The following is a 25,917-nucleotide window of genomic DNA, read 5'->3' as shown; positions in this document are numbered from 1 at the left end:
GTGCTTTATGACTAAGTATTTATTTGTTCTGACTAGTTCTCCTAAGGATTTCTTTTGTGAACAGACTTTGGTGGCCATTGCATCTTTGCGTGTCCACAATCCTGGTGCTTTTGTAACTGTATTGACCGACGACAAGACTGCAGCGACCCTTACCGGCAATCGCGCTGCCTTGAAAGATGCTGTTGATGAGCTGAAGGTGCTGGAATTGGATGAAAATCTTTCTCCAATGCTCCGCTCTCGTTACCTTAAGACAGTTATGCGCAATGTGATTGACGGCGATTTCCTTTACATGGATTCCGACATCGCCATTGTTGGTGACCTAAGTATTCCTAAGGAATGGAACGGCATCTATGCCGTTCTGGATTTCCATACCAACTTGTCCAAGGCCATCAACCGTAAGAAAATCTTGAACAATGCCAAGATGTTAGGCTTTTCTCCCATCTTGAATGATGAAATTTTCAATGGTGGTGTGATGTTCGCCAGCGATACACCCGAGGCTCGTGCGTTCTTTGAAAAGTGGCATGAACTGTGGCTGTATTGCGTTTCCAAGAATTTCCCCTATGACATGGCATCCTTGGCCGAAGCCAACTTTAAGTTCAATTATATTACCCAGAAAATGCCTGGAGAATGGAACTGCCAAATGGCTTATGCAAGGGACTTTATTCCTAATGGAAAGGTGTTCCATTTCTTTGGTTCACGTATCATCAATACCTGCGGTCGCAAGGTTCCTGATAGCATGGATCTTTTCCTTCCCAAAATTCTCCGCAAGGATTTCTATACCAACCTTAAGGAAATTCCTGTGAAGGTTAATGCGGATAAGTCCATAACCATTAACGAATATTATGACGATGTCATTGCCCATGCCAAGGAAACTTTCCTTTACCAGACAAAACATGCTGGTAAGTTTGGTGCAGACATTATCCGTTCCTATGCCTTTGCGAAATCCTTGGGTTACGTGTACAAGAAACTTCCCTTTGTGTTGCCGCTTCTTTCCTTGATTGGTAAAATAATATGATGCTTTTTAACCTGGTGGCAGTCCAGCCCATTCATAGTGCCAAGTTCCATGGGGGAGGCTCCTATGGAGAGGTTGTCTTCTGGGCCTTGGTGGAACGTCAGGCAAAGTTTAGTTGTGCCTACGACAGCAGAAAGTATTTGGATCCAAAGATTGTAGACGCCTGTAAGGAAAAAGGAATTCCTCTTTTTGATGTTAGCGAGAAGACTCCGCAGCAGATAATTGATGAAAACAACATTGATGCTTTTTACACGCCGCTCTACTCCCTTGAAAAGAAATGGCAGATTGACGTAAAGCGTTTTGTGTTTACCTGGCATGGTGTTCGTGCTCTTGAAATGCAGTATAGCAGTCAGGGTATTTCCTTTGCCAAGAAGCTTGCGCAAAAAACTGAAGCCCTGGTCCGCTATCGTGAATCCTGGAAGAAGTATTTCTACAAGCCGAAATACCAGGACTTGGCAAAGCGCATTGCCGATGGCCGTGCAGAAACCATTACGGTGAGCGAGCATAGCCGTGCTTCCATCATGTCCTTTTTTCCGGAATTGATGGATAAGGAAATCCCGGTGTTCTATAGTCCCATGACGGAATACGAACCGGAGGGATTCCTGCCTCCTGGGGTGCAACCAAAGAAGTATTTCCTTTTGACGAGTGGTGCCCGTTGGGAAAAGAACAACCTTCGTGCGGCAAAGGCCTTTGATGAATTGGTGACGCAATACAGATCTTGTGGTAAGGCCTTTGATTATAAGATGGTTATTACCGGAGCGACAAATTCCAGAGTTTATCTGAAAAGTGTTCGTAATCGAGATTGCTTTGTATTGTTGAATTATGTTGAATCCAATGAACTTGAATTCCTGCACCAGAATGCCTATGCCTTTATTTTCCCGTCGTTAAACGAGGGCTTTGGCTATCCTCCTGTGCAGTCGATGCGTTACGGAGTTCCTGTCGCAGCAAGCGGTTCTACTTCTATTCCTGAAGTTTGTGAAAATGCGGCCATCTATTTTGATCCCTACTCGGTCAGTGAAATGAAAAACCGAATGATTCAGCTTTTGGATCCGTCAATTTATAAGATGTACGCCGTCCGTGCAAAGACTCGTTATGAAGAAGTCCGTCGCCGCCAAAAGGACGATCTTGTCAAAACTGTTGATTTTATTGTAGGTTAAAGTTATGTCGAAACCCTCTCTTCAAGAAAGATTTTCCAAGTGGTATATTCCGCTAATTTGTAAGCACAAGTACAAGGCTCTAGCTTTTTATTTGATCCTTGCCCTGCTTTGTGCTTATCCGATTCTGGTTAAGCCAGGCTTGAAATTGGATGCCGACCTTTCTCATCTTCTTCCTGAAGACACTCCCAGTGTCATTGCCCTTCAGGAGTCCTACACTCGCTTTGGTAGCGCAGACCGTTTTACCATCGCAATCCAAAGTGAAGACCCCGAGATTGTTGCAGCAATGCAGGACTCCATTAGCGCCTACATTCGTGAGAACTGGAAGGATGACTTTGTCTCTATCCAGATAGATGACAACAATCAGTTCTTCAAGGACAATGCTCTTCTTTATCTTCCGGTGACCCATCTGGAACGAATCCGTGACAATCTCGAAGACCTGCAGCTGGAAATCGGTCGTAAGAATGGCCCCTTGGTTGTGGACCTTCTGGGTGATGGCGCTGCCGAAGTAGAAGAAAAAAAGGAACGTATTTGGTTCGATGCCAACCTTCCTCAGGAATTGGGCTTGCCCGACGAAGCCATCGGTGCTTTCGCCTCTTTCCTTAAGAAGTCCAAGGATACAACGAAAGCAGAAAAGGCTGCCGATGAATGGCATCCCAAGGATCCTGTTCCTGCACACTTAAGAACTCGTTTGATGGGTTGTCCCAAGCCTGATAGCACTGGCAAGATTCTTTTCAACGGTGTTGTGAATGCTAAGCTGATCAAGCCTTCTACCGACTACGAATTCGTAACTCGCATTCTTGCTCGTACTGATACCTTGCTTACTCATTTCAACGGAAAGAAGTTTGATGTTCCTACCCGCTTTACCGTGGAAGGCACTTACGAAGGCTTGAAGGAAGTGGACGAAGTTGCTAATGACAGTATCTTCTCCTTTGGCATTAGCTTGATTCTGATTTTCTTCTTGACAACTTTCTTCTTCCGCAGTTTCAAGGGCCCCATTCTGGTGACCTGCTCTGTACTTTACGCTTGCGTGCCTACATTTGCTTTCACCGCAATCTTCTACGGTAAGTTGAGTCCTTTCACCGTGTTTGTGGCGTCTATTATTTTGGGTATTGGTATTGACTACTCCATCCATATTCTGGGTACCGCACAGAAGATGCTCCATAAGTTTGCAACTTTGGAAGAAGTTCTGGAAGAAGCCCAGAAGAAAATGCTGAAGCCTTTTATTCTGGCTAGCTTTACCACTATCGCCGCTTTCTTGACTTTGCTTGCAGCTCACTTCAAGGGCTTCTACGAATTTGGTGTGGTTGCTTCTGTGGGTGTGCTGTTCAGTATGATGACTTCCGTGTTGTTCCTGCCGGTGCTTATCAAGTGCATGGGTGGTATTCCTGCTGCGCCTCAGAATAGTCTTTTGCCCAAGTCTTGGAGCGAAGCTCAAATTGCCAAGTTCTTCAAGGGTGCTGCCGTTGTTGGTTTGATCTTTGGCCTTGGAGCTCTTTACTATGCGCCGAATGTGGACTTTGAACACAACCTGAAGAATCTGCGCCGAGTTTCTACGGTGGAAACCACCAAGAAGAACAAGATTTCTACTAAGGTTACAAGAAACAGCTATAAGGCTGTGACTTCGACTCCGGCGGCAGTGATGGGTTCCAAGCAGGAACAGCTGGATAAATTGCACGATACTTTGATGTATCGCCTTAACGTGGACAAAGATACGGTACTGGGCAGCTTCCTTACCTTGAGAAGCTTTGTTCCGCCTGAGGATTCCCAGAAGATTCGCTTGGAAGTTATCGAAGAAATTCGTGACCTGGTGGAAGCCCGCGTCTTTGATCGCGCCGAAGGTGAAGATTCTACAAACATTGCAAATCTCCGCCAGATGGCCGCTGTGGAAAATACTTTCTCTGCCGAAGACATTCCTAGCTGGACTTTGGACATTCTTCGCGAAAAGGATGGCTCCTATGGTAAGATCGGCTTTATCTACGGTAACTTCCCCAGCTGGGATGCCAACGCCTTGCATGACTTCCAGGAACGTTATGGTCATTGGAACTTCGATGGCGAAAATCTTCGCACCTTCTCCTCTCAATTCATTCTTTCTGATGTGATTGAATCTGTGAAGCAGGACAGCTTTAGATTGGCCCTCGCCATTATTCTCGTAATCTTTGCAACCTTGGCCATTTCTTTCCGCAAGCCCAAGCTTTTTGTTAGCGGTTGCATTGCCTTTGGTATGGGCACCTTGCTCACTCTTGGTTTGCTGGGATTCCTGACTCATTTCTTTGAGTACGGTAAAATCAGTATCTACAACGTGATTGTGATTCCGATGACGCTGGGCATAGGCATTGACGCAACAATCCACTTCATTACTTCCTGGTCCTCCAGCAAGGATATGACTTTGCGTCAGTTGATGGATACAACTGGACGTAACGTGATTGCAAGCTCCTTGACTACGGTGGCGGGCTTCGTAGGATTCCTCTTTACGAGCCATCGCGGCTTGAAGGGTATTGGTGACTTGGCTTGCATTGGTATTTCCGTATTCCTTGTGGCTAGCGTTATTTTCTCCATGTTCCTTTGCAGCACTTGGTTGAAAAAGAACAAGTAAGAGTAGTCGCGAAAAACATTAAAAAAGGCTCCCCATCAAAATGATGAGGGAGCTTTTTGTTATCCGGGCTTGGACCCAAGATTTTTTGTCATCCTGGGCTTGGACCCGGGATCTCCATTAGTATTCGAAGTCGACGGCGCGGCGTTCCACCACGACCTTCTTCACGAAGCCGACGATAGCCTGGTGATCCGGGTGACCCTGGTAGAAGTCCAGAGCTTCCTTGGTGCGGAAGGTGGTGTCGAGAGCGATATCGTATTCGACGTCGCCATTGCCCAGTTCGGACTTGTTGAAATTTAAACCGGATTCGATGCTAACGAGTCCCGGAATCTTGCCTTCCAAAGCATGGAATGCAGCAACCAGCTTTTCTCCATTTTCCTTTGCGGTAGCGCCTTCGGCTTCTGCCTTCAACTTCCACCAAACAATGTGTCTGATCATGATTATTTCCTTTTTTGTTGTGAAATTTCTTTGTAAAGGTTGAGCTGACGTTTGAAGCAGTCGTTCCAACTGAACTTCTCTGCGTAGCTGCGTGCGTTAAGTTTCTTCTGAGATAAGTCAGAATGATAAAGTTCGATGATGGCGTTTGCCAAGGATTCTGCAGTGCGGTTCTCAAGGATTGCTCCAGCATTGGATTCCTTGACATGCTCTGCTGCAGCCCCAGTGCTGGCGCCAATCTGGGCGTTTCCGCAAGCCATGCTTTCAAGAATGGAGAGACCGAATGTTTCCCAACCGGAAAGGGCCAAACCGAGATCTACGCTAGCGTAGTGCCTTGCCATTTCGTCAATAGACTTGATAAAACCTGCGTATTGGATGCGCGGGTGCTTCTGCACGGCCTCCTGAACCTGGGGGAGGTAGGGACCAGTGCCGGCCAACACAAGGGCTGGCTCACTCTTCAGCTTGGCAGAAAGAATATCGTATGCACCAAGCAGAAGTTCTATACCTTTCTCTTCGCAGAAACGATGGGGGAAGAATATGGTCAAACGTTCGGGGTCGCCGTCCTTCAGCTTCTGGACAAGTTCTTCGTCTCGCTTTTCGGGAGAGAACATCTGTATGTCGCAACCCAGGGGAATCCAATGGGACTTGGGCAAACCATTTGCATCGCAGCGGTCTAGAACTTCCTTGCAGGAAACCTGGACGCCGTCGTACTTCTTGAATTCCTGACGGGCGTACCAGAATGCAATTTTCTTGCAAAGGGCGCCGAGGGTTGATCCCAGTTTGTTGGTGACGGGACGTTCCACATAGGTGATAGGGAAGTCGGCGTGCCAAAAGCTTAGGAGTGCTGCCTGGGGGCAAATCTTTTTTGCGGCGCAACGAATGACGGACGGAAGAATGTAGGGCGAACCTACTTCGATCATGTCCGGCATGTACTTTTTAAGAATGGGTCGGATCTGGGATTGCTTCCAGATAAAACGGTACTCCCAGTTTCCCGGAAAGCGGAATGCTTCCACGTGCTCAATAATTAAGCCGTCGCTTTTCTTTTCTGTGAATGTCTTGGAGTCTGGCATCACGAAGACGGAAAGGACTTCGTTTTGCTGCTCGTAGAATGCCATTTTCTGCAGATGGTATCGACGAACACCGCCTCCCGACGGGCTCCAGAAATTATTGAAATCAACGATAGTGAACATTGTTGTTGACGGCCTTGAAACCCTTTAGGTTTCTTCCTGCATCTTGTTAGAAAGCGGGTCGATGGACAAGTTGCCTTGGTACACTTGGCTGCTGCCCAAACGCTTGGAATTCACTGTCAGGAACAAATTGCCACCCTTGGATTCCAACCAGTAGATGGCGTCGGAATCGCGGAGGTACGCGCGGGGGCCAACGAGACCGTGTTCGGAGTCAACTAATTCGCCACCAATGAACAGCGGAATGTCCAGAGCCTTGTACAGGTCAAGAATCACGGAAGAACGACGTTCGTGAATATCAGTCAAATCAAAGTAGTCGGTAATCTTCAAGTGGTCGATGCCATCAATGAATACAACCAGGTTCGGATGTTCCTTGGCTTCTTCCTTGAGGGTGGCGATAAATTCCATGTTGTCGAATTCGGGCTGGTCGTCCCAAATTTCAAGACGGTTACTACGGACAAATCCCATCAGTTCGCGGGTAGCTTCTAGAATCTTCTGATTCATGGCTTCGTCTTCGCTCTGCTTACGAACGGTAAGAACAGATTCGCCGATGAGCATTGCTACAAGACGATCGAAAATCTGACGGCGGGGCGTTTCTAGTGCGATATAGATCAGCTTCAGCTTGGGGTTGCTCTGGAGCAAATCCAGGGCCATACTGGACATCAATGTGGTCTTGAGGCCGAAGGGCTTGGAAGATACGTAGAAACAGCCGGACTGGATGCCGTCAATAGTCTTGGTCAACTTGGGGAAGGTATTTAAGGAATAGCCGACACGAACATCCGGGGGGCAGCCCATGGCAATGTCGAAGTTTTCCTTGATGTCCTGCAAAAGCATGGAACGACGGTGGGTGTGAACGGTGTCTTCTTCTGTCTGCTGGATAAGATTCAGCAATTGGTCTGCGCCATTCTTACGAACCACCAGGTCAACGGTTTCTTCCTTGGGGAGGACGATGGACTTGAACTTCAAATCCAATTCTTCCGCCATCTTCAAATACTTCTGAATGCGGTATTCCTGCTCGCGACGGTCCTGTTCGCGGCGGAGGATCACAGTAACGGAATCTGCACCACAGGCCTTCAGCTTGTACAAGTGGCTGAGGGATAGTTCCTGGTACATGGTGGAAACTACGCCCGGAATGCCGGCCAGATCTGCGGTCAAAGCGTCAAAGAAACCTTCAACAATAATAGGCTTTGCATTTTCAGCCTGGATGTTGAACGGGATGTCGCTGGGACCGGAAGCGTAGGAAACGTAGGTGTGGTTACTGTCGCTGTCATCGAGAACACGACCGTACACGGAGTGAATCAAACCCTTGGAGTTGCGGGCCGGAATAGTAATGCGCGGTTCACGATATGCTTCAAGGTTATCCAGATAGAAACTGATCTGGTGGCGTTCGATGCCGGAAAGCATACAGTAGCTGACGAACGGCTCCGGATCGCCGCTGTAGTAGCCAATACCGTAGAGCTGGGCCTGACCAATGCTCCATCCACGGGACTGCAGGAATTCTGCGGAAGAGGGGCTCTTGCAAGCGGCCCAATGGCAGTAACGGACAAAGTTTTCAAGGACCTTGGATTTCTCGCCGCCGATTTCCTTGATCCAAGGATGTTCATCCTGTTTCGGTTCGTGTTCCTGTTCCAAAGTTCCGAGGAAATCCAAAGCTTCTGCGCGAGCTGCCGGTTCTTCCATTCCATTGAAACGGCTACGCATCACGAATTCAACCAAGTCGCCTTCGCTGCCGCACTGCAAGCAACGGTAGCGCCAGTATCCCAGGGCATCGTAGAAGAACAGGGACGTTTCTTCAGGAGAGTGGAACGGGCAGCAAGCGATAAGGTTACGACCCCAACGGCTCAGAGGAATTCCCAACTGACGCGGGTGGGTCTTTGCACGCATGATAATACCGGCATGTTCTTGATCTATAAGCATAACGGATTCCTTTCTTACTCTTTGAAATCTAGTTTATTTTTTATTTTTCAAGCATGATTATCCTCGGAATTGACCCTGGTTCCATCACAACGGGGTATGCTTTTTTAGATACGGGTGAAAATAGCCCGAAAGTTCTGGAGTATGGCGTTCTTCATGCTTCAGAATCTAAGCCGTTGGAAGACCGCTTGTTGCATATCATTACGGAACTGGAAAAACTGCTGGATAAGTACCGCCCCGAGGCGCTCAGTATGGAAGGAGTATTCTTCTACAAGAATCCTAAAAGTGCCTTGGTGCTGGGACATATCCGTGGTGCAGTGCTGGTGGCATGCAGGCGCCGAGGGATGACCTACAATGAATATCCTCCCACAGTCGTAAAACAAGCTGTAACAGGCACGGGTAACGCCCCGAAGGAACAAGTGGCCAATATGATTTTTGCCCGTCTTGGAATTGAACGGGGAGACTTGCCTCTTGATGCGTCTGATGCCTTGGCCATTGCGTGGACTCACGCAAATCCTGCTCCCATGGCGGCTGCATTGGCGGGCACAACAAAGAAGAAGTCCAAAGTGGCTTCCCGTAAGAAAAAGGCTACGACAAAGCAGTGGATGGACTTGATTGAAAAAATGGGAGGAACTATACAATGACCGATAATGCAATGATGGATTGTTTCGGATTCAGAAGTGTAGAATCTTCTGATTTTGTCAATGTAGATGGTTACTTTGTTGACAAAGAAGTTCTTCCTTTTTATAACAAATTAAAAGAACGATTGGCCGAAGATGGCTTCGCTCTTCGCCTGGAATCTGGTTATAGGCCCTTTGAACGTCAGTTGAGTATTTGGAACCGCAAGGCTTCCGGTGAATTGAAGTTGCTGGATGCTAACGGGGTTCCTATGGAACGTCCTGCCGACGAAGAAAAGTTGATGTACGCCATTCTTACATGGTCCGCTCTTCCTGGGGCTAGCCGTCATCATCTTGGTTCCGACTTGGATGTAGTGGATGGTAACGCTTGTCCCGAAGATTATGAAGTGCAGTTGACTCCTGCGGAATGCAACGGCATGTTCGCGACCTTCCATCAGAGGCTGACGCAGTTGATGGATGCTGGGGGAGCCTTTGGTTTTAGTCGAGTCTTTGTTCCGGGTCGCGGAAAAATTCAGCCGGAGCTGTGGCATATCGCTCATTTGCCCACGTCTAGAAAACGCTTGGAAAACTTCTCTCTGGCGGAGCTCCGTCGCGTCTACGAACGCACTGATATCGCATGCAAATCTGCTTTGCTGGACAATTTGAATCGTCTGGCAGAAGACTACATCTACCCGTATTTCATCTAGGTTGTGAATGATGCTTGATCCTGAAAATCGTGGACACTTACGTTTGCCTCTAAAGGAATATGGCCGTTCCGTTCTTGGCGCTCCATTGCATTATGTTCCTTGTTCTGGTGAATGCCGCATCCTTGTGGTTGCGGGCATTCATGGCGAAGAGCCGGAAACGACGTTCCTTTTGAGCCGCGCCCTCCGTGCCTTTACAATACCTTTGGAAAATGTTGCCTTTGTCCTTTGTGCAAATCCCGATGGAATGACCTTAGGGACCCGCGGTAATGCCAATGGGGTGGACCTCAATCGCAATTTCCCTACGTCAAGTTGGTCGCCAAATGCGGTTTCCTCCCGTTCCGTTTTAGAGGCTCAAAGAGATACGCTTTTGTCGGCAGGTTCTGCAGCCGGCAGTGAGCCGGAAACCCGTGCTCTCGTAGATTTAATCCAAAAACTTCAGCCCAAGTCCATCTTGTCGATGCATGCTCCAATTGCTTGCGTAGACGCCTCGGAAAGGACTGCTTTGGTGGAACGTCTGTGTGAATGCTTCAACTTGCCTTGGCTGGCTGATATAGGCTATCCTACGCCCGGAAGTCTAGGTACCTGGAGCAAGGAACGTTCCGCCTCGGGGACGCCTCTAGAATGCGTAACTCTCGAATTACCTAGAATGTCCCTTGAAGCTTTGTTTGATCGCTTTGGCGAATCTTTTGCGGAACTTCTTCAAACTTTGTGATAAAACATCGCGCCCTGTTGCAATCCAAAGTCGTTGAAAAAAAAGCCCCTGGTTTTACCAGGAGCCTCTTTTAAATTCTCGGAAGACTTACTTCTTCTGGGCAGCTTCAGCTTCTGCTTCTGCAATGATTTCCTTGCGCTTTGCAATGCCGATGCCAAAGCCGATGACAATGTAGCTGGCCATCAGGAGCAAGATGTATTCGGTAACGAAGGGGATGCCTTCGGAAACGAATGTGAAACCGCAGATGTAGGTAATGACAATCATGACAGCCTGGAATGTATTGAATGCTGCGTTCTTGCGGGGCTGAAGCTTAGGCAAGAACAACGGGCTCACCATGAGGAGACCGGTAATCAGCATTACGAAAAGCGGGACGAAGATCAAGGCACTGTCTGCGGTGAAGACTCCCTTGGACTTGAGATAGACTACCAGCACGGCGTTGATTGCACCTGCGAAGGTGGACGGAAGGCCGGAGAAATGGTGGTGGTAGGTGTCGGAGTCGCAGGCGTTGTACTTTGCCAAACGCATTGCTGCGCAAAGCACGTAGATTGCGAACACCACAATCAAAAGAACACCGTTGGCCTGGAACCAAGATTCCGGGGCGATGGTCTTGTAGGTGAAGAATACGGTAAATGCCGGAGCGACACCAAAAGCGATCAAATCAGCAAGGCTATCGAATTGTGCGCCGAATTCGGAACTTGCGTGAACCAAACGGGCTGCAAAACCATCAAGCTTGTCGAGAAGTGCACAAAGAACGATGAAATAAGCGCCCATGCGAATCGGGTCGGAACTTGTAAAAGAACTGAAAGCGCCAGTCACCCAGCAGATTGCGAATACACCAAGCAAAAAATTCATGCTGGTAAATGCATTCGGCAAAATAAAACGTGTCTTACCCATTCAAATCCTCCACTATAAATAGTGCTGTGCGAAAAATAGATATTTTTAGGCGGAAAAGCAAAAAAAACGCCCCGTAAGGGCGTTTTTTGAAAAGAAAAATTAAGATTTGCTCTACTTGGTGGGCTTGATTCCCCAAAGAGCCTTGACTCCTGCTGCCACGATGAGAATCTGTGGCGGAGCATAGGGATTTTCTTCGGTGGGGAAGTTGGTCCAGTGCTTAGTAGAGAACTGGTAGTACTGCGTAGGACGGTACATCACCGGCAGAACCGGAATGGTTTCCATAAAGATCTTGTTCAATTCACGATAAGCTTCCGCCAACTTCTTTTCGTCGGTGATACTCGGAATTTCGAGAATGAGCTTGTCTGCTGCCACGTTCTGGTAACGTCCCTGGTTAGAGAAGGTTTCTTCACCAACAGGCTTGTAGGAACTGCTGCCCATAACTTGTTCAAAGCGGTTCCAGGGAGTTGCTGCAGAAAGTTCTGCAGTCTGGGTCTTCATGGCAAGGTCAAATGTGCCGAGACGAAGATCCTTGTCCCATACAGCGTAGTCTACGAACTTTTCTTCGGCGGAGAGGCCGATTTCCTTGAAGGATTCAACGACGACCTTGATTGCGTCTTCCCAGTCGGTCCAACCTTGCGGACATTCGATGGCGAACTTGCGAACCGGAGTGCCCTTCTTATCTAACAACTTGCCGTCTGCGTTCCAGCTATAGCCTGCTTCAGTAAGGATTGCCTTAGCCTTTTCGGTATCATAGCTGTAACCGTACTTGTCAGCATCTTCCTTAACAAAGTACTTGGCTTCGTTGCCGAATGGCAGAATGAAACCGGACTGGATTGCGGGGGTGTAGTTGGATACTGCGCGAGATTTGATTTTTTCGAAGTTGATGGAGTGCATCATTGCGCGGCGGATTGCCACGTCATTGAACGGTTCCCTCTGGTGTTCGATAAAGAGAGTTGTGATAGAACCCGGCTGATGGTAAGGCTCGTTACGGCTCCAGGCGCGGATGCTGTCTCTAGCCTTGTCCCAGATGCGGGGCAGGAACACTGCGGAAATGTCAAGGTTACCCTTGCTCATCGCGCTATTGAAATGGTTGTTGCCTGTGTAAAGAGAATGAATGATGTACTTGGGAGCGGGCTTTTTTCCATTGTACTTGGCGTTGCCCCAGTAGTTGTCATTACGTTCCAAGACAATCTGTTCAGGGGAATAGGTCTTTAAGTTGTAAGGACCGGAGATTACCTGGACAGAGTCGTTCTTGAACTCGGTGATCTTGTTCATGTCATAGCCCTTGCCGGACTTGGCACTCTGGATCAGCGGTTCAAAGACGGACTTCGGCAGGATGGATGTTTCCGCAATAGCGTTCAAGATGATGAGCGGATTCTTGATTTGGCTAAAGTGGAAATAAACATTGTTGTCGTTATCTGCGGTAACTTTGCTGAGAAACTTCCAGTTTCCATGGCGAGAAGTCGGAAGAATAGAGTCGATATGGAATGTGTAGACAACGTCATCCACGGTAACCGGTTGGCCGTTGCTCCACTTGGCTCTAGGATCGAGATGCACGGAAATAAGGGAATCCTTAACTGCATAGCTGTCAGCAAGCATGGGTTCCAGTTCACCAGAAAGCTGGTTGTAGGCCAACAAGGCCTCATAGCTCAAACGGCAGTTGCCGTCGGTGGGGAAGTTTGGATCGTAGTCCAACGGGTTAAAAGAGGATGGAGGTGCCCAGTCGAAACCACCGACATACAGGGTTTCTTTGCGGGGGTACTCGGAATCTTCGTTTTCCACGACCTCTTTTTTCTCCTCATTGCAAGCAACGAGGAAAAGGGCTCCGAAAGCGATGGTCCCTAAAGACAACGTATTAAAAAACTTCGTAAAGCTCATCTTTTTTCCATATGTATACTTAATATGAAATTTAGTGTGTTTTTATGAAAAAAACCACCAATTTTTCTTTACACTTCATGAAAAATATGCGAAAAAGCACGTCTTTTTATGATATTACAGAGAAAAACCGTAAAGAAGACGTTTGGGTGAGGCGCTGAACAAAGTATGGTTTGTTACAAACGGGGATCCGGCACCACCTGGTGTGCTAAATTTTCGTACGATTTTGCCATCGGCAAGGGAAATTGATACGACTTCGTTACCCTGGTCAATCCATGCTTCACTGTCTTTTACGTAAGGTTTTGTGAAGATGGAATTCTTGCCCTGGAATTTCCAAATAGGTGCTCCAGTGGTCGTGTATAGCAAAATGGATTGGTCCGCTAAACCGATAATGAACTTTTGTTCATTTTTATCATTAATCATGGACATGGATGTTACGGAAGACTCTAAGAGAATCTGTGTAGAGCTTCTATCGCTATGCTTGATGTTGAACAAGTGAATTTTATTGGCTCCCGTTGCTATGGCGAGAACGGAATCAGAACTTGCTATATGGGTTACTGAGCCGGAAACCTTTCTGGTTGATCCTTCCTTTACTTGTCCGAGTTCATCGTCAACGTCAACTAAGTCGCCTTCCAGATTGCTCAAGTGAAGCAGACTGTTGTTTTTTGCCATAAGGAATGGTACAGAGAATATCTTTCTTGACCAAACAATCTTGCCTTCGTTTCCATTGATTTTTAGAAGAAAACCGTTCCAAGTGGAAACGTAGATTGATCCATCGATAGCTTTTACTTCGAAGGCTTTTCCCGGCAACTGAATTGTGGATGGTGTTCCGTCACGAGACAAGTCGTAAATGGACATCACATAGCCGGAAGCGATAATAAGTGTGTTTTCGCTGCTTGCGACTACGGGGGATTCTTCGAGTTTGCCAAGGTTTCGAGCCCAGCGGAGTTCTCCGTTGTCAATATTTACGCACAGCAGTTTATTTGCTGCGGGGTCTATTGTGAACAAGTTCTTTTTGTTGCTAAAGAACTGAGGGTATTTTGTTTTGGGAGAAATCGGCAACAAGCTTACAAACTTTGCACCAATAGCTTTTCCATAACGATTGAGAATGTATTGCGTAATTTGAGGGTTGCTGGCCGACAGGCGAACTGCTTCGGACCACGCTTTTTGCTTGTCCTTGTTTGACCCTTTGTTTTTTTCCAAGTACAGAGCTTTGTAGAACCAGGCTTCTGCGTTACCTGGTTCAAGAGTGAACAAAGTGTCCAGTTGCTGGGGAATGTCTTCCCATTGTTCTTCTTCAATTAATTGAGCAACGTTTTTTACCAGAGCCTCGGACAAGAGAATTTTTTTTCCATAGTACTGAGGTGCGATTGCTCTAAGTTTGTTTTCTCCAAAATAAAGGTATATGTTACCATTTGTGTGAATAGGAGGAAACACTAACGGCTTTGCAAAATTGAAATTCCAGATGGGGCGCAATAGGGTGTCTACGGCAATGATGGATCCTTCGCTGGAGAACATTCCCAAAGTTCCTTGGGCTAAGGGATGCAATGCAGATGCGTCACTTCGTACGGATGACTTTACGAAACCTGTGGGTTTGTCAACTAGCATTACTTTTCCGGATGCTTCAAGAACGGCAACGTTGTTTTCAAAGGATTGTATGCTTTCTACGTTGTTGACAGGGATTTTCCAAAGCGGAGCCGAACTAATTTTGGGCATGTAACAATAAAGATTATTTGCCGATGTTAGGAATAAGAACTGCTTGTCGAAAAGAATTTTTTGTATGATGTCGAATTGTGCGATGATTTTAGTTTCGGATCCGTCTTCTGTCGAGACAAAATGAAGGGCGTTGTCCGTACAGTCTAGAACGTATTCGTTGGTTGCTTGAAAGAGCCCTGCAAGACGACAACGATCATATTTGTCGGATATTTGCAAAACAGAATTTTTCTTGCTGAATAAGAAAAGACTGTTTGCTGAGATTGCTGCAGCTTCGTCTCCATTTTCTGTGAAACTGGAAATTGCGGAAACGGCATAATTGCGAAGAATTTTTCCAGAAAAAAGTGACATGAAGAAGAGGGAGTCCTGAAATTCGCTTTGATACCAAATTCCTTTTGCGTTAATTCCAAGAATGTTTGCGCCGCTTGGAAGTGGAACCTGAATTGAAACGAACTTGTCGTCTTCAATTTTATGAATGCTGCCGTCCTTGAATTGGATGATGGCGGGATTTGTTCCGTAAATTGCAACAATTCCGCCTTTTATTGGAAGGCTCTTCTTTTGCAAATTTTCCGGTTGCGGGTTGATGGCAGCTTCTCGTTCCGAGAGCCAATATGCTTTTGCCACATCAGTGGTTCTGGAGAGACTTTGCTGGTAGTAAAAACTAGAAGAGGTCTTGTTGCCTGCCAGTTCCTGAATTTTTCCGAGATAGAAATAGGCTTGTTCTTTGTCTTCGTTATCGCCGTTATTTGCGACTTTTTCCAGAATTCGAATAGCTTCGGATTTTTCCCCTTTCATTTCAAACAGGTAGAGGGCCTCTTGAATGGAGGACTCCATAATGCTTGCCGCTGCTTGCGGTGTAAAGAATGCGCAGAAAACCGCCATTGTGAAAATGGCTCTTGTAATCCAAAAATTGTTCTTTGAATTACACATCGAGTTTGTAACCTGCTCCTCTTACAGAAATGATGATTTTGGGATTTGTCTGGTCGTCCTCGATCTTTTTACGCAGAGTGACGATGTGGTTGTCAATTGTTCTTGTAGACGGCATGTTTTCATCTGTGAAGCCCCAAATTTCTTTAAGGAGTTCTTCACGAGTGATTACTTCACCCTTGTGGTTCCAGAAGTACTTGATAACCTGAAATTCACGGTTTGTCAAGTCTAGAGGAACGCCATTCTTTGTCGCTTCAAATTTTTTGATATCAATATGGATATCGAAGAAGTCTAGGCATTCCGGCAACTGTACCGGTTCTGCAGGAATCTGTTGAGACGAATAACGACGGAGGAAAGCCTTGACTCGAGCCAAAAGTTCCAGAATGGAGAACGGCTTTGTAACATAGTCGTCCGCACCCATTTCAAGGCCTGCGACCTTGCTAGTTTCTTCTGTTTTTGCGGTAAGCATGATGATGAGACATTCGGGATGTTTCTTCCTGATGTATCGGCAAACTTCAAAGCCACTCTTTTTGGGAATCATTAAGTCCAAAAGAATCAAATGGGGCAGGAATGTGTCTGCCTTTTCGATGGCTTCTTCTCCGTCGACCGCAGTTTCGACGGTGTAGTTTTCCATTTCGAAGTTGTCTTGCAAACCAAATCGAATGATTTCTTCATCTTCGACAATCAGAATTTTGTAGTTCTCTGCCATACTATTCTGCCTTTTTAAATTGTACAGTAAAGGTGGAGCCTTTTCCTGGTTTGCTGATTAAAGAAATTGTGGCGCGATGAGTCTTGGCAACTCTTTTTACAATTGCCAAACCCAGTCCGGAGCCTTTCGTGCTTCTAGTCATTTCGTCGCCGACTCTATAAAAATCATTAAATATATTTTTTTGTTCAGCAGGCGGAATACCGACGCCGGTGTCTGTCACGGAAAATACAACATAATTGTCCACGATGAGAACGTCTATAGTTATTTCTCCAGGAGCGTTTGTATACTTAATAGCGTTTTCGATGAGGTTTTGGCACAAACTGTAAAGTGCTGTGTAGTCGCCCATGACGAATGCGCAAGGCTCAAAATGGGCTCTAAATTCAAGACCTTTTTCTATACCGATACTTTCTACGGCATCAAATACTTTTTTGGCACAGGCGGAAAAGTCCAATTTTTCCCATTTAAATGCTGTAGTTCCGTTTTCCATTCGGGTGTAATTCAGAATGGCTCCAATCAGATTTTCAAGTCGAGTGGCTTCCTTTCCAATGAGGTTTGAATACTCCTGGACCTTTTCAACTTTTTGGACACGGCCGCGAGCCATCATTTCCGCAAACATCTTGATGGATGTCAAAGGGGTCTTCAGTTCGTGGGAAACGCTGGACAAGAAGTTTGTTTTCATGGACAGGAGCCTACGTTCCTGTGTGATGAACCGGAACATAAAGACTGATCCGAAAATAACGGCGATGAGGGCGAAAAGCATTAAACCGTACATCAAGAACATGCGATGGCGAGATTCTTTCTTGATATCTTGCATGTCCTTTTCGTACAGAGTAAATTCCCAATTCATTGCGTCTGTCAATGAATTCTGGCTGACGATTGTAGAACTGTCAGGAATGCTACCCAAAATGAGATTATCGTTCTGGTCAACAACAGAGAAAGGAATGTTTTTCCAACTCTGAGCAACAACTTTCATTTTGTTTAGAAGACGATCCTTGTAAGCCTTGGTGTCAATCTTGGCGATGACCTTCTGATCACCCGATAAATAAGGGTAAGACATTTTGAGAAGGGTTATGTCGTCTTCTTGCTTATACAGAATTCCGTCTTTTGCAGATCTTTCATCCTCAAGAATTTCTTCAAACATATTCTTGTGTTTGAAAAGAATGTCCATGTATCCAAGCTGACGATTGAAGTTTTCGCGCAGGTTCCAGAACGCTTCTCGCTTATCTTGGGAAAGCTTTTCAAAGGAAAGAATCTGCGTGAATGCGGATTCAAAGAAAAATCTAGATGAGGACAGGTCCTTGATGTTTTTGTCTTCAAGGAATTGATTAAGTATTTGTAGACAGTAATCTTGGGCTTCTTGATGCTTTTTTTGTGCAACAAGGATTTCAAAATGAAGTAGGTTCGCTGAACGAGTTAAGTCGATGTGCAAGTAGCCTTGCTGGTGTGGCTGTTTTTCGAGAATTTCCAGCAGTTCCAATGCTCTGTCATATTTCTTGTTTTGGTAGTTGTAGCGGATCATACCCAGGAGGTTTTGTACCTGGTCGTCCTTTGAATCGAAAAAGATGGATGACGGGTGGAATGTCCTTGCGACTCTGCTTTGGTATATTTTGTCCTGGCTGCCCGGATTTTCCTGTTCTTCTTGGAAGAAACTACGTTCTCGAGTTGACGGAATACTAGAGGGAAATCCTCGGGAACTTGAAAAGTTTCGTGATGAAATATCCGGATAAACGAGATTGCCGTTGTTGAAAAGGAATATGGCTTCAATTCCGTCAACAGACTTGAATTCTGTCGCGTTACCGAAATCTAGCAGGCCTCGTGGTTGTTCGTACAGGAATAACGAAGCGCCTTTGGCTTCTTGGTATATTTTTTTTTGTTCTTTAGAAACGGCGTCTTCAAGCTCTGTCTGGAATGCGGTTCGACTTTCGTCGAAATTCTTTTGTGCTAGATAGACCTCGTTCTGAATGTTTCTAAAGCTAAGATACGCCAAAATTGCGGTAGGCAAAATAATGCCCCCCGCAAACAAAAGTATAAACAGCAGATTGTTGCGTGAAACCTGCATGCCTATCCTTTATAACGGAATTCGGATGGATAACTGCGGAAATTGCAGTATGACAAGGTTCCCTGCCATAAGAAGCATTAGCAAGGCTAATGCTGCGACTGCAATAATCGAAAGTTGTCTAATCACTGGACGATGTTTGCTCGGTGGGTTACGGAAACTCGATGGCCAGTTGCGATACGACGATTGTTGGAATAGACTTCCATAATCAAGATTGCAGCTTCGTTCTTTGCAGATCTTGTGATGATTCCTCGGCCGAGAAGGTGGGGCGGAATAGTTGCATCAGACTTGTCTTCTTCCCACACGGCAATTGCGTCACCTGTGTTATAACCCTGTTCTGCACCCATGTCGATCAAAACATAGGAATAGGAGCCGATGATAAGCATGGGGTCCATTGCGTATCTAATCATGGCCAGGGAGTCCATCATGACAGCTTTTTCCTGGGTATAGCCAGAAACGTTGATGGTATTCAACGGCATCTTGACTCGAGCCTTGGACTGTGCAATCTTGATTTCGCGGAAACTCTGGACGATCTGAGCACGAGAAAGAGTGTCGCCGATTGCGGTGATCTTTGCAATACCAGAAAGACGGAGCAAAGCGTATTTGTCTACACTTCTGTTTCCGTTCGCAGGAACGTCAATGGCTTGTGCATCAAGAATTTCGATGAGGTCGCCCTTCTTGAGATTGGTGTGGGTCTTTTTACCGAGACCGACGAGAACCTCATGTTCCGGCATATGGATGATGGGCTGCTTCTTTTCTGCAGAACGGATGGAAATAAAGTTGGAATCGTTCTTCAAAGAATCCAAGGTGTAGATTTCCGGAGCGAGAATCTGATAGTAGCCGTTGAAAATCTTCGGAGCGGGACGCTGGGAATAATTGTACTGGTCGTCTTCGCGCTTCTTCTTCTTGTCTTTTTTGTCCATGTCGCGCAAACCACCGAGCATGGATTCAAAAGCGTTGTCACGCCCGTCATCATCGCAGCCGGCTGCGGTAATGCCCTTCGGAAGGTTGGAATCTGCTACTGCAGCGTCGCAAGGATACTTTTTACGAGACGGATCGACCTGCAAGACGGCTTCGTGCTTAATGCTGTCGCCAAGATAGATGGAGTCGCCCGGATAAATCCAGTGCGGATCCTTAATGTGGCGGTTGTTTTCCCAAAGGTCCGGCCATGCGAACGGATCCTTGAGGAATTCATCACTCAAGTCCCAAAGGGTGTCACCCTGCTTGACGACATAGGCTGAAGCCAACAAGGCTGTCAAACCGAGGCAGATGGAAGCACTTTTGAAAAATCGCATAATAATCCTTACAGGCTAATTCGTAAAAAATTTAACCTTTTCTTTGCTTAAATGTTGGTACTTCAGTGGCAAAATGGGGCTGTTCTTGGCGATTTGAACGGGAAACTCGTTCTTGCGGGCGCTGAACATTGCGGGATTTTGCCATCATAGCGGGATTTTGACCCAAAATACCGGCTCTGTCGGGCACAAAGATGAACAACATATCAAACTTGTTGCTTCCCGGTTCCAGATAGAGGGGGATGCTCTTGCGAAGCATGTAGCTTTCACGACGGAATCTCTTGATTTCCTTGGCAGCGACTTCCAGGTTGGAGGTCTGCAAGAGGATTCTTTCCGGACGAGCCTGTGCTGCGGCCTGTTCTACGCTGGGAGCGAGAGTCTCATCATTGGGCAAATTGAAGTAGAAAGTCCAACGTCCTTCGTTTTCCTTCTTGTTAAAGAACTTCGGGAAAAAGTCTGCTTCGACGTGGCCGCGATGGAAGTGCATGTTTTCGCTGATGAGGCCGCGGGCGTTCTTTCGGGAAGAAAGCATGGCGTATTCGCGGCAATCCATGGCGTCCACTCGCTTGAATTGGTTTGCAAGCATGGAGCTGACGTAGCCACTGCCGGAATAGAATTCAAAGAAACAGTCTTCCGGATTGGGGTGGATTGCGTTTTCGATGCGGAGGGGGAGGCCATACCAGACATCGCGAATTCGTGGAGCCCAGTCCAGCACATGCATGTAAGAACCGGAATTACCGATGGAAATGAAATCGTTGCCGAATGCGGCCTTGGCTTCAACCTTCATGGCCTGGGTGCTTGCGGGATCGAACAAATAGTCGGGAAGGCACTGGATATGATGGCAACTGCAGACTTCAGGGCAATTACGTTCCAGGAAGTCAATGAAAGTTTTGTAACCGTGTGCGGAGTTTCGGCCTTTCAGGTTTACCTGGACGAGGAGTGCGTAGCTTCCATTTCCTGCAGCGCGGAACCAAATCTGACGAAGAGCCTTGCTGAAAATGCGGAGGTGGTCCTTCTTCAACTGTTCAAGAATCTTGGTGACGATTTCCGGAGCTTCCATTTCGTGGCTAGGAGCTTCAATGGAAAGCTTTTCGTGTTCGCCTTGAACGGTCTTGAGGATGCGCCAATCGGCGTTTTCTGCCTGTGCGTCGGCGGTGTACCAAGCCTGAATTTTTCCAGGGATTTTTTCGGTGGAGACCCAAGCAGTGAGTTGCTGCTTAAGGTCTTCGAAGGTCAACTTAGCACGGACTGTCGGCTTAGGTTGAACTTCTTTATCTCGTTGATTGTCAACGACTTTGCCTTCGTTAAGACGGCTGAGATTACGGCCGAGAGAGCCGCGGCTGCTGTTTAGTCTGTCGTATTTTACAGGACGACTAGAAAAATTCTTTTTAGGCTGTTTGTACATATAAACTACTGATTTGTTTGCCTAGGGGATTAGACCAGGAATCTCGGGTAGATCCAGGAACATTCACGGGCCAGCATCTTCGGGAATTCACGGAAGGTGCCGTTGATCTGGTACTGGTTCAAGCTACCTTCAACCGGGGTCAACTTCATGACGCTGTCGGCGCGAGCTTCGAGGTACGGGTATTCGTCCAGGTTGCAAGTGGAAACCACGGCGCAGCCGGTGAGTGCGATGATTGTGTCGATCATCTGCATCAAGATCTGGTGGGGAGCGCCGTTCAGTCGGGTGGACTTGGGGTTGTGGAGCACTGCGGAAATCGGGTCAATGACCACTACGCGGTAGTCGTGGTTTTCCAGACGCTTCGCACCTTGAATTCTCTTTGCGATAAGCTGGGCGGTTTCGATGGGGGAGAGTGCCGTACCGCGGAGGTTCAAGAAACCGAACTTCGGAGTACTTGCGTTAAGGTCTCTCTTTGCGCCCAGCATGTAGAGGCGGTTCAGGAACACGGACTTGGTAAGTTCAAAGTTGATGAACAAGACGTCGTTAGAAGAAGTTGCGTTTCCGAACCAGTCTTCGCCGTAGCAGATGGAAAGGCCCAAGTCCATGAGTGCTAAGGACTTACCGCTCTTCGGGGGTGCTGTGAGCAGGAAGAATTCCCCTGTACGCAGCATGTTTTCCACGATGGACTGGTCTTTCTTCGGGGCTTCTTCCGTATCGCTAGCCAGTTCAATCAGCGGCTTGCCATCCAGGGAGTATTCAACCCATTCCTGCCATTCCTTGAAGTTCTTGGCGCCTTGTTCGAGGCCAATCAGGTATTGCTGCTTACCACCGCGGAGCACGCCCGGCATACGGACCATCATGTGCGGATTGCGGTTGGAGGAGTCCACCTTGAAACCCTGGGAATCCAAGGTCTTGAAAAGGAAGTCAACGCGTTCGTTGTATTCTTCTTCGTCGCTGGCGAGAATCTTGACCCAGGCCTGCACGGAGTTTGCACCGGTGTTCACCAAGGCGGCGCAGGGGAGGTTCAATGCCTTGTAGTAAGCCAACTGCTTGGCCAAGGACATCTTGGGGTTGTCGATAACGACGTAACGGTAATGCCAGCTTTCGTCGGTTGCTTCTTCGCCACCCTTGGTAGCGTTGATGCAGAGAAGAGCGCCTTCGGGACTATCCAGGCTCTTCATGATCTTCTTGATGGAGTCATCCTGTCCGACGATGTTGGAAACAAGTTCTTCTGTGCTAGTGGGGGTGTTGGAAACCTTGAATTCGATGGTTTCATCTGGTTCGAAGGTGGCTTCCAGGAGCTTTGCCAAGTCCTTACGCCAGTCTGCGGCGGGCCAAGGAATGGAAAGAGCTTCCGGGTCAATCTTGAAGTTCTGCAACAATTCCAGGGACTGGGTATCCAGACCAAGAGCCAACATTTGTTCCATGGAAATCATTCCGGCGGAAAGCGGGGAAATGACCGGCATGGCTATTGTGGGGGCTTCGGCCTGCTGTTGGGCTGCGGGCTGCTGTGCTGGAGCAGCGGAAGGTGCGGGTTCAGGTCTTTCAGAACGTTTTTCTGCTGCGAAAGCACGACGAAGAGTCTGTTCGACTTCGTCCGGATCCATACCTTCGTCTTTGGCTTTTCCACCAAGTTGGAAACTTGCGTCCATGAAGGTCCAGCCTTCTTCCATAGCGGCAACACCGGCTTTGAAAAGTTCGGATTTCAATTCCTTTTCGGTGTAGCTATTCTTTAGAAACTGGTTAATTGTTTTTCTTGCACTTTCCATGGAATAATCCCTTCCTAGCTTATACCCCTGTAATGTAGCTTATTTATTGTTATTATTTTTCCCTCAGAGGACTTTTTATGCCGATTTATAATAACATTCTTGAAACTATTGGAAATACCCCTCTTGTTCGCATCAATAAGATGAACAAGAGTGATGCTGAAGTTTATGTCAAATTGGAAATGTTCAATCCGCTGGGCAGCGCCAAGGATCGTGTTGCCCTTGAAATGATTGAATCTGCAGAAAAAGAAGGTAAGCTGAAACCTGGCGCCCTGATTATCGAACCCACCAGCGGAAACACCGGTGTTGGTCTTGCCTATGTTGGCGCCGTTAAGGGGTACAAGGTGGTGCTTACCATGCCGGACTCCATGAGCATGGAACGTCGTATGTTGCTTAAGTCTCTGGGTGCAGAAGTTGTACTTACTGAAGGCGCAAAGGGCATGGCAGGCTGCATTGAAAAGGCTAATGAAATCGCCGCTGCAAATCCGGGTAGCTTTATTCCACAGCAGTTTGAGAATCCTGCAAATCCTGAAGCACACTACAAGACCACAGGCCCTGAAATTTGGCGTGATACCGATGGTAAGGTGGATATTTTCATTGCTACAGCAGGTACTGGCGGCACCGTTAGCGGAACTGCAAAATACTTGAAGGAAAAGAACCCTAATTTGTATGTAATCGCTATTGAACCGGACGACTCTCCCATGATTTCCAAGGGCGTTTCTGGCCCCCATAAGATCCAGGGCATTGGTGCAAACTTTGTCCCGAAGATTTACGATCCGAAGGTCATTGATGAAGTCTACCTGACCAGCACGGAAAAGGCAGGAACTGCCGCTCGTGCCGCTGCTGCGGAAGAAGGAATTTTTGTGGGTATTTCTTCCGGTGCTGCTTTGGAGTGTGCGCTTACCGTGGCAAAGCGTCCCGAAAACAAGGGCAAACGTATTGTAGCCCTGCTTCCGGATACAGGAGAACGTTACCTCAGTACCTGGCTCTGGAACGAATAGTCCGCAAACAGACTTTTTGCTGGCCTCCGATGAACGTCGGAGGCCTTTTTATTTGGGATTTTTCTACATTTCTTGCGTAAAATTAAGGCCGAAAGCCAAAGGTTAAAAAATGGATATTCCTGAATCTTCGAATTTTATTCAAGACATTATCGTGAACGACTTGCAGACCGGCAAGCGCAACAAGGTGCTTACTCGTTTCCCGCCGGAACCGAACGGTTACATCCACATCGGCCATGCCAAGTCTATCTGCCTGAACTTCGGTACCGCCCAGAAGTTTGGTGGTTTTACCAACCTCCGCTTCGATGATACCAATCCCACTAAGGAAGACGTTGAATACGTTGACTCCATCCGTGAAGATGTGAAGTGGCTCGGCTTCCAGTGGAAGGAAGAATTCTTCGCTAGCGACTACTACGATCAAATTTACGCATTTGCAGAAAAGATGATCGAAATGGGCAAGGCTTACGTTGAAGACCTGACCCGTGACGAAATGCAGGAATACCGTGGTAACGACGCTGGTAAGCCATCCAAGCCGTCTCCGTATCGCGATCGTAGCGTTGAAGAAAATATGAAGCTGTTCCGCGAAATGCGTGACGGCAAGTATGCTGACGGTGAAAAGTGCCTCCGTGCAAAAGTTGATTTGGCTAGCCCCAACATGAACATGCGCGACCCGGTGATCTACCGTACCAAGCACTGCGCTCACCATCGCACTGGCGACAAGTGGTGCATCTACCCGATGTACGACTTCGCTCATCCCATTAGCGACTGGATTGAAGGTATTACCCATTCCATCTGTACTTTGGAATTTGAAGCTCATCGTCCGCTGTACGACTGGTTCCTCATCGAACTTGGTTTGGAAAACCGCCCGCAGCAGATTGAATTCTCCCGCCTGAACTTGACCTACACCATGATGAGTAAGCGTAAGCTTCTTGAATTGGTGGAAACCAAGGCTGTTCTTGGTTGGAATGACCCCCGTATGCCTACGGTCTGCGGCTTCCGTCGTCGTGGCTTTACTCCTAGCTCCATCCGCGAATTCTGCAGCCGTATCGGTGTCTCCAAGGCTGAATCCATGGTGGACGTCAACTTGCTCTACTTCTGCATCCGTGAAGAATTGAACCAGAGCGCTAAGCGCGTTATGGCTGTCATCGATCCGGTGAAGGTTGTCATCGACAACTGGGAAGATGGCAAGGTGGAAATGGTTGAAGTTGAAAACAACCCCAACGATCCCAATGCCGGCACCCGCATGGTACCGTTTGGCAAGGAACTCTACATTGAAGCTGACGACTTCATGGAAGAACCTCCCAAGAAATACTTCCGCTTGAAGCCGGAAGGCGAAGTCCGTTTGAAGGGCGCATATTTCGTTACCTGCAAGAGCGTTGAAAAGGATGCTGACGGCAAGGTGACTGTAATCCACTGCGAATACGATCCCGCTTCCAAGGGTGGTGAATCTCCGGATGGCCGCAAGGTCAAGGGAACCATCCATTGGGTGAGCGCCGCTCACGCTGTGGACGCCGAAGTCCGCCTCATCGATAATTTGTTCACACTGGAAGATCCGTCCAATGTTCCCGAAGGCGAAGATTGGCACAGCTACCTGAATCCTGAATCCATGGTCATCAAGCAGGCTAAGCTGGAACCCAGCCTGGCTGACGCCAAGATGGAAGACCGCTTCCAGTTCCTGCGTCTCGGCTACTTCTGCCTGGATTCCGACGATTCCAAGCCGGGCCACCTGGTGTTCAACCGCACCGTCGGCCTGAAGGACTCCTTCAACAAGTAACGAGCCGAAGCCTGCGCAGGAGTGTTTGCACTCCTGCATAGGTGAGGCGATGGTCTTGGCGCTTGCGCCACGAGTAATTAGCGAACGTGCTTGAAATTAAAAAAGGTTCCCTGGATTTCTCCAGGGAACTTTTTTTGTTTTTGGGATTATGTGTAGAATTTATTTAGACAACATTTTTCCATT

19 protein-coding genes are annotated in these 25,917 nt (G+C 47.4%); 8 read left to right on the top strand and 11 right to left on the bottom strand.

Annotation, left to right across the window (positions count from 1 at the left end; all coding sequences use genetic code 11):
• Positions 1–7: 7 nt before the first annotated feature.
• The 3 genes from MJZ25_10265 to MJZ25_10255 are packed head-to-tail and all read left to right on the top strand — an operon-like array spanning position 8 to position 4,762.
• Complete coding sequence (locus MJZ25_10265; GenBank protein MCQ2124556.1) at positions 8–1,015, top strand: hypothetical protein; 1,008 nt, start codon at positions 8–10, stop codon at positions 1,013–1,015.
• Entirely contained in the window at positions 1,012–2,169 is a 1,158-nt protein-coding gene (locus MJZ25_10260) for a glycosyltransferase (GenBank protein ID MCQ2124555.1), read from the top strand. The genes MJZ25_10265 and MJZ25_10260 overlap by 4 nt, the downstream gene beginning before the upstream one ends.
• Positions 2,170–2,173: 4 nt before the next feature.
• Positions 2,174–4,762 carry an MMPL family transporter gene (locus MJZ25_10255; protein ID MCQ2124554.1) on the top strand — a complete coding sequence of 863 codons (2,589 nt, stop codon included), beginning with the start codon at positions 2,174–2,176 and terminating at the stop codon, positions 4,760–4,762.
• Between the two features lie 117 nt (positions 4,763–4,879).
• On the opposite strand, the gene MJZ25_10250 is transcribed toward MJZ25_10255, so the two are convergent.
• The 3 genes from MJZ25_10250 to MJZ25_10240 are packed head-to-tail and all read right to left on the bottom strand — an operon-like array spanning position 4,880 to position 8,295.
• Positions 4,880–5,197, bottom strand: a complete 318-nt coding sequence (locus tag MJZ25_10250; GenBank protein ID MCQ2124553.1) for a Dabb family protein — start codon at positions 5,195–5,197, stop codon at positions 4,880–4,882.
• Between the two features lie 2 nt (positions 5,198–5,199).
• Positions 5,200–6,384: a glycosyltransferase gene (locus MJZ25_10245; protein ID MCQ2124552.1), complete on the bottom strand. Its 1,185-nt coding sequence runs from the start codon at positions 6,382–6,384 to the stop codon at positions 5,200–5,202.
• Between the two features lie 24 nt (positions 6,385–6,408).
• Complete coding sequence (locus tag MJZ25_10240) at positions 6,409–8,295, bottom strand: CHC2 zinc finger domain-containing protein (GenBank protein MCQ2124551.1); 1,887 nt, start codon at positions 8,293–8,295, stop codon at positions 6,409–6,411.
• A gap of 53 nt (positions 8,296–8,348) precedes the next feature.
• On the opposite strand from MJZ25_10240, the gene ruvC reads away from it, so the two are divergent.
• From ruvC to mpaA, 3 genes are read left to right on the top strand one after another with little or no spacing between them, the layout of a single operon-like run.
• The gene (gene ruvC, locus MJZ25_10235) at positions 8,349–8,936 is read left to right on the top strand and encodes a crossover junction endodeoxyribonuclease RuvC (GenBank protein MCQ2124550.1); all 588 of its coding nucleotides are present in this window, start codon (positions 8,349–8,351) and stop codon (positions 8,934–8,936) included.
• Positions 8,933–9,616, top strand: coding sequence for a M15 family metallopeptidase (locus MJZ25_10230; GenBank protein ID MCQ2124549.1), 684 nt, complete (start codon positions 8,933–8,935; stop codon positions 9,614–9,616). Before ruvC ends, MJZ25_10230 begins: the two co-directional genes overlap by 4 nt.
• 7 nt (positions 9,617–9,623) lie before the next feature.
• Positions 9,624–10,328: a murein tripeptide amidase MpaA gene (gene mpaA, locus MJZ25_10225; GenBank protein MCQ2124548.1), complete on the top strand. Its 705-nt coding sequence runs from the start codon at positions 9,624–9,626 to the stop codon at positions 10,326–10,328.
• Between the two features lie 87 nt (positions 10,329–10,415).
• Here mpaA and MJZ25_10220 read toward each other — a convergent pair whose 3' ends face one another.
• From MJZ25_10220 to MJZ25_10185, 8 genes are all read right to left on the bottom strand, one after another.
• A complete protein-coding gene (locus MJZ25_10220) occupies positions 10,416–11,222 on the bottom strand; it encodes a CDP-alcohol phosphatidyltransferase family protein (GenBank protein ID MCQ2124547.1) in 807 nt (268 codons plus the stop codon).
• A gap of 111 nt (positions 11,223–11,333) precedes the next feature.
• The gene (locus tag MJZ25_10215; protein ID MCQ2124546.1) at positions 11,334–13,004 is read right to left on the bottom strand and encodes an ABC transporter substrate-binding protein; all 1,671 of its coding nucleotides are present in this window, start codon (positions 13,002–13,004) and stop codon (positions 11,334–11,336) included.
• A gap of 210 nt (positions 13,005–13,214) precedes the next feature.
• Positions 13,215–15,692 carry a hypothetical protein gene (locus MJZ25_10210; GenBank protein ID MCQ2124545.1) on the bottom strand — a complete coding sequence of 826 codons (2,478 nt, stop codon included), beginning with the start codon at positions 15,690–15,692 and terminating at the stop codon, positions 13,215–13,217.
• Between the two features lie 40 nt (positions 15,693–15,732).
• A complete protein-coding gene (locus tag MJZ25_10205; protein MCQ2124544.1) occupies positions 15,733–16,446 on the bottom strand; it encodes a response regulator transcription factor in 714 nt (237 codons plus the stop codon).
• Position 16,447: 1 nt separating this feature from the next.
• Positions 16,448–18,448 carry a HAMP domain-containing histidine kinase gene (locus MJZ25_10200; protein ID MCQ2124543.1) on the bottom strand — a complete coding sequence of 667 codons (2,001 nt, stop codon included), beginning with the start codon at positions 18,446–18,448 and terminating at the stop codon, positions 16,448–16,450.
• Between the two features lie 179 nt (positions 18,449–18,627).
• Entirely contained in the window at positions 18,628–19,797 is a 1,170-nt protein-coding gene (locus MJZ25_10195) for a LysM peptidoglycan-binding domain-containing protein (protein MCQ2124542.1), read from the bottom strand.
• A gap of 31 nt (positions 19,798–19,828) precedes the next feature.
• Positions 19,829–21,199, bottom strand: coding sequence for a hypothetical protein (locus MJZ25_10190; protein MCQ2124541.1), 1,371 nt, complete (start codon positions 21,197–21,199; stop codon positions 19,829–19,831).
• A 29-nt stretch (positions 21,200–21,228) separates the two neighbouring features.
• Positions 21,229–22,965: an AAA family ATPase gene (locus MJZ25_10185; GenBank protein MCQ2124540.1), complete on the bottom strand. Its 1,737-nt coding sequence runs from the start codon at positions 22,963–22,965 to the stop codon at positions 21,229–21,231.
• A gap of 77 nt (positions 22,966–23,042) precedes the next feature.
• On the opposite strand from MJZ25_10185, the gene cysK reads away from it, so the two are divergent.
• Both cysK and MJZ25_10175 read left to right on the top strand, forming a co-directional pair.
• Complete coding sequence (cysK, locus tag MJZ25_10180) at positions 23,043–23,963, top strand: cysteine synthase A (protein MCQ2124539.1); 921 nt, start codon at positions 23,043–23,045, stop codon at positions 23,961–23,963.
• Positions 23,964–24,072: 109 nt separating this feature from the next.
• Positions 24,073–25,734 carry a glutamine--tRNA ligase/YqeY domain fusion protein gene (locus MJZ25_10175; GenBank protein MCQ2124538.1) on the top strand — a complete coding sequence of 554 codons (1,662 nt, stop codon included), beginning with the start codon at positions 24,073–24,075 and terminating at the stop codon, positions 25,732–25,734.
• The last annotated feature ends 183 nt before the right edge of the window (positions 25,735–25,917 follow it).

The sequence above is a fragment of the Fibrobacter sp. genome, from assembly GCA_024399065.1.
Classification (GTDB): Bacteria; Fibrobacterota; Fibrobacteria; order Fibrobacterales; family Fibrobacteraceae; genus Fibrobacter.
The sequence above is the reverse complement of the archived record's forward strand: the minus strand, read 5'-3'. Positions and strand labels throughout refer to the sequence as shown.

Bases quoted from the DNA above. Each gene is read 5' to 3' on its own strand.
- MJZ25_10265 (MCQ2124556.1), top strand. From the start codon at position 8: ATGACTAAGTATTTATTTGTTCTGACTAGTTCTCCTAAGGATTTCTTT.
- MJZ25_10260 (MCQ2124555.1), top strand. From the start codon at position 1,012: ATGATGCTTTTTAACCTGGTGGCAGTCCAGCCCATTCATAGTGCCAAG.
- MJZ25_10255 (MCQ2124554.1), top strand. From the start codon at position 2,174: ATGTCGAAACCCTCTCTTCAAGAAAGATTTTCCAAGTGGTATATTCCG.
- MJZ25_10250 (MCQ2124553.1), bottom strand. From the start codon at position 5,197: ATGATCAGACACATTGTTTGGTGGAAGTTGAAGGCAGAAGCCGAAGGC.
- MJZ25_10245 (MCQ2124552.1), bottom strand. From the start codon at position 6,384: ATGTTCACTATCGTTGATTTCAATAATTTCTGGAGCCCGTCGGGAGGC.
- MJZ25_10240 (MCQ2124551.1), bottom strand. From the start codon at position 8,295: ATGCTTATAGATCAAGAACATGCCGGTATTATCATGCGTGCAAAGACC.
- ruvC (MCQ2124550.1), top strand. From the start codon at position 8,349: ATGATTATCCTCGGAATTGACCCTGGTTCCATCACAACGGGGTATGCT.
- MJZ25_10230 (MCQ2124549.1), top strand. From the start codon at position 8,933: ATGACCGATAATGCAATGATGGATTGTTTCGGATTCAGAAGTGTAGAA.
- mpaA (MCQ2124548.1), top strand. From the start codon at position 9,624: ATGATGCTTGATCCTGAAAATCGTGGACACTTACGTTTGCCTCTAAAG.
- MJZ25_10220 (MCQ2124547.1), bottom strand. From the start codon at position 11,222: ATGGGTAAGACACGTTTTATTTTGCCGAATGCATTTACCAGCATGAAT.
- MJZ25_10210 (MCQ2124545.1), bottom strand. From the start codon at position 15,692: ATGGCGGTTTTCTGCGCATTCTTTACACCGCAAGCAGCGGCAAGCATT.
- MJZ25_10205 (MCQ2124544.1), bottom strand. From the start codon at position 16,446: ATGGCAGAGAACTACAAAATTCTGATTGTCGAAGATGAAGAAATCATT.
- MJZ25_10195 (MCQ2124542.1), bottom strand. From the start codon at position 19,797: ATGCGATTTTTCAAAAGTGCTTCCATCTGCCTCGGTTTGACAGCCTTG.
- MJZ25_10190 (MCQ2124541.1), bottom strand. From the start codon at position 21,199: ATGTACAAACAGCCTAAAAAGAATTTTTCTAGTCGTCCTGTAAAATAC.
- MJZ25_10185 (MCQ2124540.1), bottom strand. From the start codon at position 22,965: ATGGAAAGTGCAAGAAAAACAATTAACCAGTTTCTAAAGAATAGCTAC.
- cysK (MCQ2124539.1), top strand. From the start codon at position 23,043: ATGCCGATTTATAATAACATTCTTGAAACTATTGGAAATACCCCTCTT.
- MJZ25_10175 (MCQ2124538.1), top strand. From the start codon at position 24,073: ATGGATATTCCTGAATCTTCGAATTTTATTCAAGACATTATCGTGAAC.